This window comes from Stenotrophomonas sp. GD03958 (assembly GCF_029839005.1).
Taxonomy (GTDB): Bacteria; Pseudomonadota; Gammaproteobacteria; order Xanthomonadales; family Xanthomonadaceae; genus Stenotrophomonas; species Stenotrophomonas hibiscicola.
In genome coordinates, this window is record NZ_JAOBZT010000025.1 from 17,452 (window position 1) to 29,669 (window position 12,218).

A 12,218-nucleotide genomic window follows, 5' to 3' on the forward strand; every position below is an offset into this window, starting at 1 on the left:
TAGAGGGCCAGCGACGATGCGAATCATTGCACTGGCTACGTGGTGGCTTGCTCTGCAGTGGGCGGACGCCACGCCGCCATGCATCTTCTGCATCGGTCATGGATGCCAGGGACTACTCCGGAGAAACACCGATACTGAGCGCGAGTTCATGAGGCTCTCTCGAGAAAGTATCGAACGTTCTTTCCCAGGCCAGAGGCGGAAGGAAGCGTGGCACATGCCTCTGGTGGCTTCTTCGCAGCCCAAGTTAATGCTGGCTACTCGTTCTCCATGCGCCGTCACCGGCTCGCAAAATGAATAACCCGCATTCAGGTCGAATATTGGGTGGTCCGATGCACGTTTGCAATGCGCGGCTGCAGGAATTTGCCGGTGCGCGGTTTTCACAACAGCCCGCACATTTCAGGATATCTGGATCGATACAATAATATCGGCCCATAAAGTTTCCCCTGCCTGCGCCGCCATCGACCGTACGGCCATTGATCAAGGGAATTGAGATGCTCGCCTTACGCAACCTCCGAGTGGGATCCCGGCTGGGCGCCGGGTTTGGTTTGCTGCTGCTGTTCATCGTCGCCATCGTCGGCCTGGCGTTGTACGGAAATCACCTGAAGTCCACCCAGTTCGAGAAAGTGGTGGACGTCAACATGGTGAAAATGCGGTTGTTGAACGAGATGCTGGATACCAACAATGCGGCGCTGATGCAGCGCCGGCTGATGGTGATCAAGCGCGGTGAGGATTTCGACAGGGATTATCGGAAGGCGCAGGAGCTGTCGCAGGCTTACGACGCCATATGGGCCAAGTACATCAAGATTCCGCGTGATGCCACCGGCGATACGCTGGTCGCGCGGATCGACGCGGCACGCAGGGCCACCGACGCGTCCACCCAGCAACTGCATGAGCGCATGAAGGCCGGCGATTTCGACGGTGCAGCCAAGGAGCTGCTTGCCGAGCAGGGCCTGGCGACGGCCTGGAACGAGGCGATCTCCACCCTGCTGCGGCACCAGGAGGTGCTGACGGCGCGCAGCCGCGAGGACTACCGCGCGACCGAGGCGTGGACCGGCACCTTGTCGATCGTGTTCGGCGTGCTGAGCCTGATACTCGGCTCGCTGGCCGCATGGGCCATCACCCGCAGCCTGACCCGGCCGCTGGAGGGAGCCGTGAAGCTCGCCGATGGCATCGCCAACGGGCGGCTGGACAGCAGCATCGACGCCTCCGGCAACGATGAGGTGACGCAGCTGCTCAGGTCGATGCAGCGCATGCAGGCGCAATTGCAGTCTGTGATGGCGGCGCAGGGGGAACTGGCTCGCCAGCACGATGCGGGCAGCCTCAGCTATCGCATGGATGAGAGCGCCTTCCCCGGTGACTACGGGCGCATGGTGCACGAGACCAATGCGCTCGTCGGCTCGCATGTGCAGGTGCAGAACCGGTTGATCGAAGTAATGAAGCACTACGCCCGGGGCGATCTATCGGTAGACATGGATCCTCTGCCGGGCGAGAAGGCTGCGATCACCCAGGCGATGGACGAGACCAAGGCCAGCCTGTCAGCGATCAACGGTGAGATCCGCAGGCTGGCGACGGCAGCAGCGGCGGGGGACTTCAGCCTGCGCGGTGACGAGCAGCGCTTCGCTCACGATTTCCACGACATGGTGGCCGGGCTCAACCGGCTGATGCAGACCACCGACGAGAACCTGGTGCAGGTATCGAGCCTGTTGCAGTCCATCTCGCGCGGTGACCTGACCGTGCGCATGCAGGGGGACTTCCACGGGGTGTTCGCCCGGATGCGCGATGACTGCAACGCCACCGTCGACCAGCTCACGCAGATCGTCGGCCGCATCCAGGCCAGCGCGTCCAGCATCAACCTGGCGGCAGGCGAGATCGCCGCGGGCAACACCGACCTGTCGCGGCGCACCGAGCAGCAGGCGGCGAACCTGGAAGAGACTGCGGCGTCGATGGAGGAACTGACCTCCACCGTGAAGCAGAATGCCGAGCACGCACGCCAGGCCAATCAACTCGCGATCGGCGCGCACGGTGTCGCTTCGCAGGGCGGCGAGGTGGTCGGCCAGGTAGTCACCACGATGTCGGCGATCGAGGCCTCGTCGAAGAAGATCGCCGAGATCATCTCGGTCATTGATGGCATTGCGTTCCAGACCAACATCCTGGCGTTGAACGCGGCGGTGGAAGCCGCGCGAGCCGGTGAACAGGGCAGGGGCTTTGCGGTGGTGGCCAGTGAGGTGCGCACACTGGCACAGCGCTCGGCGGGTGCGGCCAAGGAAATCAAGGGCCTGATCGAGGATTCGGTTGGCAAGGTCGCCGACGGCTCGGCGCTGGTCCGCCAGGCTGGCACCACCATGTGCGAGGTGGTGGCCTCGGTGCAGCGGGTGACCGACATCATGGCCGAGATATCTGCCGCATCGCAGGAGCAGAGCTCGGGCATTGAACAGGTCAACCAGGCGGTGGTGCAGATGGACGAGACCACGCAGCAGAACGCGGCGCTGGTGGAAGAGGCCAGCGCCGCGGCTCGTTCCATGGAGGAGCAGGCCAATCTGCTGGCCGAAGCGGTTTCGGTGTTCCGCATCAGTGCGGCAACCACGGCCGCAGCCGTGCGCCCGGTCCTGGCCGCGGTCGCGGCGAAAGTGACTCCGGTACGCCGGCCGGGGGTACTGGTACCACGCATCGAGCCGACGCTGGCTGCGAACGCGGGCGGCTGGGAAGAGTTCTAGCAACAGCGCATGCCGGCAGGGAGACGGCGCCCATCACGATCGTTGACCGTGATGGGCGCGGATTTTTTCCCTGAACGCGCGATGGCCGGCGAGATTGGGGACACGCCCATTTCACTTCCGGTTGCCAACCGCTGGGGGACACTGGCCCCGTACCGGAATTCAGGAGATGGCCATGAAGACCTCGACCCGATTGCTTGTGCTGGGTACCCTGCTGGCGGCCTCGTCGGTGGCCGGCGCGCAGACTTACGGCCCGCGTGATGAGGGGCGCAGGTTCAACGACGGTAGCCGCGTGGTCTGCAAGAACGTGGAAGTGCAGCGCAACTCGCGCGATCCGAACCGCATTGCCGGTACGGCAACCGGCGCGGTAATCGGTGGCCTGCTGGGCAACCAGGTGGGCGGCGGCAACGGCAAGAAGCTCGCTACCGTGGCGGGCGCCGTGGCCGGTGGTGCGGCTGGTCGCCAGATCCAGGGCAACAGCCAGCAGAAGAACGGCGACCGCGTCGTCGAGCGCCGCTGCGAACGCGTCTATCGTTGATCGGTCGCTGCCACACCTGTTCGGCCCTTCCACATCGCAGTATTCGAACGCCGGCCCCGCGCCGGCGTTCGTCGTTCCGGACCCGTATCGCTGAATCTGGCGTCATGCCTATACTGCGCCGACTCAACGGATGAACGTCCAGTGAACGAATCGGCTCCAGCTCCCCAACCGGCACCGCTCGCCGGGCATGACCCGATAGCGGAAGCGACCGCCCATCCCCAACGGGTGCGTGATCGCACCGATGAACTCGAGCTGTTCATTTCGGGCCTGCTGGCGTTCGCGCTGCTGGCCGTGCCGGGCTATCTGTTCGACGCCTGGGCGCGCAGCAGCCTGCACACCGAAGGCATGTACTTCCAGATGCTCTGGTTCGGTTTCAGCATCAGTGTCGGCATGTGCTATGTGCTGGCAGTCGCCTTGATCATCCACCTCACGCTGCGCGGCTACTGGATCGGGCTGATCGGCCTCCGGTCGCATTTCCCCGATGGCATTGACTGGGCGCGCCTGCCAAGAATGGGGGCGGTCACGCGCGCTTTCCTGCAGGCCCGGGACGGAGGCCTCGATGGCAGCATCGAACGGGCCGACCGGCTGGCGACGATGCTGTTCTCGACCACCCTGCTTGCCGTACAGACATTGGCGGGCACGCTGGTGTTGGCCGTCCTGACGCTCGGTGTGTCGATGGTGATCGGCGCGCTGTCCGGTGGCGCCGATCATGTCGCCATGCTCGCCCTGTGCAGCGTGCTGGCCGCACTGTTGACGCTGGCTGTTACCCCCGGGATCCTGGAAAAGATCGTGGCGCGGCGGCAGGCGCGCGGGCAGCCCCATGAGCGACCGCAGCGACTCCTGCAGGCCATGCTGGCGGCCCTGCAACGGGTTCCGCTGTTGCGCCTGATGCAGACCATGCAGCTGACCATGCAGAGCAACCTGCGCTCGCGCTCGTTCATGGCGGCCTACCTGTTCGCGGTGCTGGTAGCGATGCTGCTGGCCGCCGTGCAGGTGATGGCGTCGTTGAAGTTCTCGCTGTTCAACCGGTACCAGATCGTCACGGAAGCGGCGGTTGAGCACGGCATGCTGAGTGCGCATTACGAATCGATGCGTTCGGCGCATGACCAGCTGCTGCCGTACCCGATGATCCCGTCGGACACGATCAGCGGTGGGCAGCTTCGCGTGTTCATTCCGCATCGCCCGCAACGCGACAATCCGCTGGCGCGCCAGCATTGCACCGCACTTCCGGACGCGCACAATGAAGCCTCCGGGCAACAGGCCGCCAACGCCGCAGTGGAGTGCCTTTCCCGGCTCTGGCAGGTCAAGCTGGACGGCACCCCGGTCGACCTGCATGGCTTCGTGCCCATGGAGCGGCGCGACCTGGATATGCGCGGCCTAGTGGGGTACCTGCCTACCCGCGGCCTCGCGCCCGGACGCCATGACCTGGAACTGGTGTGGAATGCCACAGGCGGCGAGCGCGGGGGCGGACGGCGTCGCGCGTTCCGCATCCCGTTCTGGTACGCCCCGGATCCCTGAGCGTCGGCTCGAAGCGGCCATGCCGCGGCCCTTGAACAGGTTGCCTGCGACTTAATCCCCTCCGTCCCCGTTTCGGGCCAGGAGGCGCCAGGCGGCGAGGCTGCCGTAAAGCAGCAGCAGAAGGGTGAGGGTGATCAGTTCGTGGCTGACGTCGGTCAGGCGGGCGTCCATCTGGTTCAGGCGCACCATCAGGTTGATGCCCGAGGTGGTGGGCAGCAGCTGTGCCAGCCAGACCAGCGGTTGCGGCGTCATCACCGCCGGCCACGACAGGTTGGCCAGGAAAAACAGCGGGATCGAGGTGGCGACGATGTACTGGAAGGCGCGCTCGCGGGTGCGGAAGAAGCTGCCGACCAACAGGCCGAAGGCCACGGTGACGGCGATGAACAAGGTGCCGCCCAGCAGCTGGCCTATCGGGTTGCCGCCGCGCGGGTAGTCCTGCGCCCAGGCAGTGAAACCGGCGTACCAGAACAGGCCGAACAGTCCGATCAGGCCGAAGCCCAACGCCATGCCGGCCAGCGTCGGCAGGTCGAAGCGCAGGCGCCGGCCCAGTGCGAGGCGGCGGCCGCCGAGCAGAACGCCGATGCCCATCAACAGCGTCTGGTGCACGATCAGCTCGGCCACCCCGGGCACGATCGCGCTGCCATAGCCTTCCTGGGTGTTGTACAGCGGACGCTGCACAAGCGTAACCGGCGGGGCCTGCGGTGCACCCATGAAGGCGGCCTGGCCGACCACGGCATCACGCCCGAACGCACCCAGCGCGTCAGCTACGCTGCCCAGCACCCAGCTGGCGCGGCCCAGGTAGGCGCCGTTGCCAAGCAGTACCAGCTTGGCTGGATGGCCGCGCAGGATGTCGCGCTCCAGATTGGCCGGGATCACGACGATCCCCTCGGCCTGGCCGGCTTCCAGCTGCCGGCGTGCGCTGTCGACGTCCGCCGGTTGCCCGACCACGCGCGCAACACGCAGTGCGTCGAGCTTGCGCAGCAGCTCGCGGCTGGTCGCGCTGTGGTCTTCGTCCACCACCAGCACCGGCAGGTTGCTGGCCACCTGGTGCCGGTAGGCGGCCGGATAGAAGAACGAGTACAGGATCACTGCGCCGACCATCACCACGATCGCGTAGCGGTCGCACAGGACCGCCATCAGGGTCTGCCGGAGGCTGCGCCAGAGTGCGCTCATGCGTCGCCCCCCGCCGGCTGTGCGGCTTCTGGGGTACGCGCAAAGGCGATCAGGCGCAGGCTGCCGATGCCACCGGCCACCACCGTCATCAATAGCAGCGTAGCCAGCGGCCATGCCGAAACCTGCAGCGGCGAGCCGATGAACTGCTGTTGGGTCTGCAGCTTGATGTAGGCGCTCAATGGCAGCAGCTGGTGCCAGACGCGGGTAAACAACGGCCCGTCCAGCACAGGGAAGGTGGCGCTGGAGAACGCCAGTGCGGTGCCGATGCTGAGGCCCACCGCGGACAACGCGGTGCCCATGTCGCGGGTGACGCCGACGAAGAACAGCGCGTAGGCGGCGGTGGCCAGGTAGAACAACGGCTGCGCGAGCAGCAGCAGAAGTACGCTGCCGGCCACGCCGTCGCCACGCAGCCATGCCAGGTAACCGATGCCGAGCGCGCCATACAGCGAGAACAGCAGGAGGTACGGCGCGACCTTGCCGGCAATCGCCGACCACGGCGTGCGGCCCAGCCAGGCGGGCAGGGTGCCATCGCGGACCTCGCGGCCGAGGCTGCCGGCCACCGCAAGTGCCAGTACCAGTGACAGCACCGCCGGGAAGATCAGCGGCAGCAGGAACAGCTCGTAGCTGCGTGCCGGGTTGTAGAGGATGTCCGACTGCACAGCGATCGGCGCCGCACGCAGCTTGCCCGGGCCGACCTGCAGGCCAATGCGCTCGCGCAGCAGGCGTGCATTCCATGCGGAAACCGCCTCGCCGACGTCGCGCGCCGCCGACTGGCCGGTGGTCATGTACGTGGCGTTGTAATAGGCGAACACCGTGCCCTGGCGGCCGCGCAGCGCTTGGCGGGTGACGTCGCGCGGCACCAGCACGATGGCGAATACATCCAGGCGGCGCAGCTGCGAACGTGCGTCTTCCATGTCCGCTGGCTGGCTGGCGACGCGTACGCCGGGACTGGCGTCGAGCATGCGCAGCAGCAGGCGGCTGTCACTGCTGTGGTCAAGGTCAACCACAGCAATCGGGATGTCGCGCATCACCGACGGCGTGAACATCCATGCCATCACTACCAGCATCAGTAGTGGCAGCAAGGTGACCAGCAGCAGGTCGGCACGGTTGCCGCGCAGCGACTGCAGCTCGCGTCGCCACGAAGCGGCGAAGCCGTTGCGGTCCGGGCTCAGTGCTGGGGCCATGCGAACAGCACGCTCATGCCGGGGCGGAAGCCCTCGATGCGGCGTACCGGGCGCACCCGCACCTCGAAGCTGCGGACGTCATAGCCGGAGGACTGGCGGGTGGTACGCCAGGTTGCATAGTCACCGGCCGGATTGATGAAGTAGACCTCGAATTCGCCGTCCAGGCCGAGCGCCGGCACGCTGCCCTGCAGCTTGCTGCCGACCTTCAGGCCCTGCATCTGCGATTCGCGCAGGTTCATGGCGACCCACATGCGGTCGATGTCGACCAGGGTGAACACCGGATAGCCGGCCGGCACCAGCTCGCCCGGGTCGGCCATGCGCTTGTTGATCTCGCCCGCCACCGGCGCACGTCCTTCCACTTCTGCTCGCGCGGCGTTGACCTCGGCCACCGCGCCCTGCGCCTGCTGTACCTGGCCCTGCGCGGCGCGCTTGTCCTGCTCGCGGGCGCCGGCCAATGCCATGTCGTACTGCGCGCGGGCGGCGCGGGCCAGTTCGCGCGAACTGGTGGCCTGGGCGTGCGCTTCATCGCGCTTCTGCCGGGTCATCACCCCTTCGTTGAACAGGTTCTGCACGCGCTGGTAGGTCGCTTCGGCCAGCGTCGCGCCGGCTTCGGCCCGCTTCCAGTTCGCTTCGGCGGCACGGATGTCTTCGCTGCGCGCGCCTTCATCGGCCTTGTCGGCCACCGCCTGCGCAGCGGCCAATGCGCCGTGCGCCTGCTGTTCCTTGGCGGCCACTTCGGGACTGTCGAGCAGGAACAGCACCTGCCCGGGCTGCACGCGATCGCCCTCGCGCACCTTCAGCTCGGCCACGCGCGCGGTGATCTTGGCGGCCACGTTGATCGTGTCCGCATCGGCCATGCCTTGGATCTGGTCGGCCGGGCTGCGCCAGGCCAGCCACAGGCCGAGCACCACCGCGACCAGCAGGACCACCAGCAGGATCGGTCCCAGCCGTCGCTTGCCGGGGGGCGTCGTCGCATCGTCGTGCAGCACGTCACTCATGGTCGATCACCTCGTCCGCACGCCGCCGGAATTCTTCGAAACGGTCCATCTGTCCACTGATCTCCAGCAACTGTGCCAGCGCAATGTCGTATTGGTAGGCGGCCTGTGCGCGCTCGACACGGGCGCCGCCCAGGCCGAGCCGCGCATCGATCACATCCAGCGAGGTGGCCTGGCCTTCGCGGAATGCCAGCTCCTGCAGGCGCAGGTTTTCCTGTGCCTGGGCGATGCTGCTGTCGAGCAGCACGAACTGCTGGCGCGCGGTTTCCAGTTCGTTCCAGGCCTTGCGCACACCCAGTGCGACCTGGTTCTCGGCCTCGCGCAGGCCGGCTTCGGCCTGGTCCTGTTGTGCACGCGCGGCGCTGATCTGCGCCGGCCGCGAGTTCGGTGACAGGAAGGTGTACTTCAGCCCGATGCCGAACGCCCAGTCCGGGTCGGTCAGCATCTCGTCGCGGCGACGGAAGTCGTATTGGCCGAAGGCGAAGATCTGCGGCTTCAGCTTGGCCTGCTGCACGCGCACGCCCTGTTCGGCCTGCGCCACCATCGCGCGCAAGCGCGCGATCTGCGGCTGGCGCGCCTGCGCCGTGCGCTCGAAGCTGGTCACCGGTTCCAGCGGCACGCGCTGCACGAACAGCGGCGACACCGGCTGCACCTCGCCACCACTGCGCAGCAGCGTGGACAGCGCGGCCTTCAGCGTGGCCAGGTCATTCACTGTCTTCTGATACTCGCGCTCGGCCTTGTCGCGGGCCACGGTTGCCTGCAGGCGTTGGGCGCGGGTGGCGAAGCCCTCGCGTTCGAGCTTTTCGGCATCGGACAGGTGGCGGTTGAGGCCGTCGCGCACGTCGCGGCGCACGTCCACCGCCTGCTCGGCCAGGCGCTGGCCGAAGTAGGCCTGGGCCAGCTGCACGGTCAATGATTGGCGCTGTGCCTCGCGCTCGGCGTTGGCCTGCTCATGGGCGGCGCTGGCCGCACGTTGCGCGGCCGGGATCACGCCGCCGGTGTACAGCGGCAGCACCGCGGTCACTACTGGGCGTGTACGCCAGTCGCGCTCGGTGAACGACAGCGGCGAATCGATTCCGAAGGCTTCAGCCACCGGCGCCAGCGAACCCAGTGGCAGGGTCAGGGTCTTCTGGAACTGCAGGCGGCGCACTTCGCCGGTGATCTCCGGCAGGCGCAGCAGGCGCGTGGCGTCCTGCAGGTCCTGCTTGTTGCGTACCGCTGCATCAGCGGCTGCCAGCGCATCGGAGACCTGCTCCAGGCGTTGGCGTGCCTGTTCCCAGTCCAATGCGGGGGCGTCGTTGCTGTTCTGCGCGGACGCAGCGGTTGGCAGGCAGGTCGCCAGCACCAGCGCCAGCGCGGCCTTCGCGCGGTGCATCCTTGTACGTCGGCCGATCACGCCCATGCCGTCCCAGTGGTAAAGAAGTGCGCAAACGGTAGTGCGCGCGGCGTGAAGCCCGAGTCTGCGGTCATCGGATTGTCCTCAACGAAGGGTGCCGCTGGCTGCCGTGCGCAGCGCCTGGGTGATGTGCTGCAGCGTGCTTGAGCGCACGGCGGCATGTTGCCAGTACAGCGGCACATCCAGCCAGCGGCGGGGTTCCAGTACCACCACGCGGCCGGCGCGCACGGCGGGCGCGACCAGGGTTTCCGGGGCCATGCCCCAACCGAGTCCGCACGCGGCGGCTTCGACGAAACCGGTGGAAGAGGGCAGGTAGTGTAGCGGCGGCTGCAGGCGCGCGCGGGTCAGGCGCCGCACGAAGCGCCATTGCAGTTCATCCTTGCGGTTGAACACCAGCATCGGTGCGCGCGCCAGGGCCGCGGCCTGCATGCCATCGTTGAAGTACTGGCGGGCGAAGCCGGGCGAAGCGATCGCGTGGTAGCGCATGGCGCCTAGCGGGTGCACGTTGCAGCCCTTCACCGGCTGGCTTTCGGCGGTCACTGCGCCGAGCACGCTGCCATCGCGCAGCAGCTGCAGGGTGTGGTCCTGGTCGTCCATGCGCAGGTCGAACAGGTAGCCATGGCGCTGGTGCAGGTCGGCGACGGCCGGCACGAACCAGGTATCAAGCGAGTCGTCGTTGACCGCCAGGGGGATCGGCGTGCGCGCGGTGTCACTGCCACGCTCGGGCAGCAGCTCGGCCAGCGCCTCGGCCTCGAGCGCCTGCATCGGCCGTACCCGGCGCAGCAGTGCTTCCCCCGCGGCGGTCGGTCGGCAGGGTGCCTGGCGCACCACCAGTACCTGGCCGAGGCGGTCTTCCAGCGCCTTGACCCGCTGCGACAGTGCCGACGGGCTGATCGACAGGCGGCGTGCCGCGGCCTCGAAGCTGCCTTCTTCCAGCACCGCAGCGAATGCGGCCAGCTGCGGATGTACCAGGTCCATGCCGTCGCCTCTTCAGTTTTCCTGCACAGGATAAAGAAAAATCAGATTGTCTAAACAGGGCAATTGGCCGCACCCTGCGCGTCCCCTCGCTGCCTGGGCCTTCCTGATGTGGATCGCCGCCATTGCCGCCGGCCTGTTCGCGGGTGCCGGCCTGATCATCGCCATCGGCGCACAGAATGCCTTCGTGCTGCGACAAGGGTTGCAGCGTCGGCATGTCGGAACGGTGGTGGCTGCCTGTGCCGGCGCGGACATCGCGCTGATACTGGCTGGCGTCGGCGGCATGGGCGCGCTGGTGCTGCAGTGGCCGCTGCTGCTGCAGGTGCTGCGCTTCGGTGGCGCCGCGTTCCTGCTGTGGTATGGCCTGCGGGCAGGGCTGCGCGCGTGGCGCGGAGGCAGTGCACTGGCCGCGGCCGAGGCGCAGGGCGGCAGCGCGCGCCAGGTGCTGCTGACCTGCCTGGCCTTCACCCTGCTCAATCCGCACGTCTACCTGGATACCGTGGTGCTGCTGGGCAGTCTGTCCACGCGCTACCCGGGTGACCTGCGCTGGGCCTTCGCCGCCGGGGCGTGCCTGGCCAGCGTGGCCTGGTTCTGTTCTCTGGGCTATGGCGCGCGCCTGTTGCAGCCGGTGTTCCGCAAGCCAGGTGCCTGGCGGGTGCTGGATGCCGCCGTGGCGGTCTTCATGTTCTGCCTGGCGACACTGTTGCTGTTGCGTCCGCTCTAGGCCGCGTCCACCGCGCACAGTGGCGCTTCGCCGGGGCGCAGGGTCAGTACGCACACACCGGTGCGGGTTACCGCCACCGTGTGCTCGAACTGCGCCGACAGTTTGCCGTCGCGGGTGTAGACCGGCCATTCGTCCGGCTGTTGGCGGATGGCCGGCTTGCCCTGGTTGAGCATCGGCTCGATGGTGAACACCATGCCTTCTTCCAGCACCCTGCCGGTGTTGGGATGGCCGTAGTGCAGGATCTGCGGTTCCTCGTGCATTTCCTGGCCGATGCCGTGGCCGCAGTATTCCTTCACCACGCTGTAGCCGTGGCTGCGCGCGTGGCGGGCGATGGCGTGGCCGATATCGCCCAGGTGCGCGCCGGGGCGCACCGCAGCGATGCCTTTCCACATCGCCTGGTAGGCGGTCTGCACCAGCCGGCGCGCGGCGTAGTCGACCTCACCGACCAGGTAGGTAGTGCTGGAGTCGGCGATGTAGCCGTTCTTCTCCAGAGTGATGTCGAGGTTGACGATCTGGCCGTTGCGCAGCATGTCGGTGGTGCTGGGTACGCCGTGGCAGATCACGTTGTCGATCGAGGTATTGAGCACGTAGGGAAAGCCGTACTGGCCCTTGCTGGCCGGCCTCGCCTGCAGTTCATCGACGATCATGCGTTCGACGAAATCGTTGATCTCCATCGTGCTGCGGCCCTGCAGCGGCAACTGGTCGAGTGCGGCGAACACCTGGGCCAGCAGGCGACCCGATTCGGCCATCAGCGCGATCTCGTCGGGGCGCTTGATGATGCCCATCGGCTCAGACTTGGCCCGGGGCCAGCAGGGGCGGCTGCACACCGGCCGCGCGCAGCTCGCTGGCGACGATGTCCTGGAAGCTCAGCGTGGGGTTCAGCTCGCAGAGCATGCCGACCCGGATCCAGAAGTTGGCCTGGGCGTTGATCGAGCGGCTGGAGACGGTGCAGGCACGGCGCAGCTGGTCGTGCAGGGTGTCATCGATGTTGACGATGCCCATGG

At 67.0% G+C, this 12,218-nt stretch carries 10 protein-coding genes and 1 pseudogene; 4 read left to right on the top strand and 7 right to left on the bottom strand.

Annotated elements, in window-relative coordinates; all coding sequences use genetic code 11:
* Window positions 1–491 precede the first annotated feature (491 nt).
* The 3 genes from N5C25_RS09780 to N5C25_RS09790 all read left to right on the top strand — a co-directional run bounded on the left by N5C25_RS09780 (window position 492) and on the right by N5C25_RS09790 (window position 4,767).
* Window positions 492–2,714, top strand: coding sequence for a methyl-accepting chemotaxis protein (locus N5C25_RS09780; protein WP_345781918.1), 2,223 nt, complete (start codon window positions 492–494; stop codon window positions 2,712–2,714).
* Window positions 2,715–2,880: 166 nt separating this feature from the next.
* The gene (locus N5C25_RS09785; RefSeq protein ID WP_014646414.1) at window positions 2,881–3,249 is read left to right on the top strand and encodes a glycine zipper 2TM domain-containing protein; all 369 of its coding nucleotides are present in this window, start codon (window positions 2,881–2,883) and stop codon (window positions 3,247–3,249) included.
* 225 nt (window positions 3,250–3,474) lie between these two features.
* Window positions 3,475–4,767 (top strand): hypothetical protein, encoded by a 1,293-nt coding sequence (locus N5C25_RS09790; RefSeq protein ID WP_279936874.1) that lies wholly within the window; start codon window positions 3,475–3,477, stop codon window positions 4,765–4,767.
* A gap of 47 nt (window positions 4,768–4,814) precedes the next feature.
* On the opposite strand, the pseudogene N5C25_RS09795 reads toward N5C25_RS09790, so the two are convergent.
* From N5C25_RS09795 to N5C25_RS09815, 5 genes and pseudogenes are all read right to left on the bottom strand, one after another.
* Window positions 4,815–5,940 (bottom strand): annotated as a pseudogene (locus N5C25_RS09795) (ABC transporter permease); the annotation flags it as partial.
* Window positions 5,937–7,124 carry an ABC transporter permease gene (locus tag N5C25_RS09800; RefSeq protein ID WP_279936876.1) on the bottom strand — a complete coding sequence of 396 codons (1,188 nt, stop codon included), beginning with the start codon at window positions 7,122–7,124 and terminating at the stop codon, window positions 5,937–5,939. The pseudogene N5C25_RS09795 and the gene N5C25_RS09800, both read right to left, overlap by 4 nt.
* Window positions 7,109–8,122 carry an efflux RND transporter periplasmic adaptor subunit gene (locus N5C25_RS09805; protein WP_005415763.1) on the bottom strand — a complete coding sequence of 338 codons (1,014 nt, stop codon included), beginning with the start codon at window positions 8,120–8,122 and terminating at the stop codon, window positions 7,109–7,111. Before N5C25_RS09805 ends, N5C25_RS09800 begins: the two co-directional genes overlap by 16 nt.
* Window positions 8,115–9,521 (bottom strand): TolC family protein, encoded by a 1,407-nt coding sequence (locus N5C25_RS09810; protein WP_180876044.1) that lies wholly within the window; start codon window positions 9,519–9,521, stop codon window positions 8,115–8,117. The genes N5C25_RS09805 and N5C25_RS09810 overlap by 8 nt, the downstream gene beginning before the upstream one ends.
* Window positions 9,522–9,599: 78 nt before the next feature.
* A complete protein-coding gene (locus tag N5C25_RS09815) occupies window positions 9,600–10,493 on the bottom strand; it encodes a LysR family transcriptional regulator ArgP (protein WP_279936877.1) in 894 nt (297 codons plus the stop codon).
* A gap of 106 nt (window positions 10,494–10,599) precedes the next feature.
* Between N5C25_RS09815 and N5C25_RS09820 the strand changes: the two genes are divergently transcribed.
* Window positions 10,600–11,214, top strand: a complete 615-nt coding sequence (locus tag N5C25_RS09820; protein WP_279936878.1) for a LysE/ArgO family amino acid transporter — start codon at window positions 10,600–10,602, stop codon at window positions 11,212–11,214.
* Here N5C25_RS09820 and map read toward each other — a convergent pair.
* Window positions 11,211–11,993: a type I methionyl aminopeptidase gene (gene map, locus N5C25_RS09825; RefSeq protein WP_279936888.1), complete on the bottom strand. Its 783-nt coding sequence runs from the start codon at window positions 11,991–11,993 to the stop codon at window positions 11,211–11,213. The two genes, N5C25_RS09820 and map, sit on opposite strands and share 4 nt — an antisense overlap.
* Window positions 11,994–12,003: 10 nt before the next feature.
* A complete protein-coding gene (locus tag N5C25_RS09830; RefSeq protein ID WP_106467454.1) occupies window positions 12,004–12,216 on the bottom strand; it encodes a ParD-like family protein in 213 nt (70 codons plus the stop codon).
* Between the last annotated feature and the right edge of the window lie 2 nt (window positions 12,217–12,218).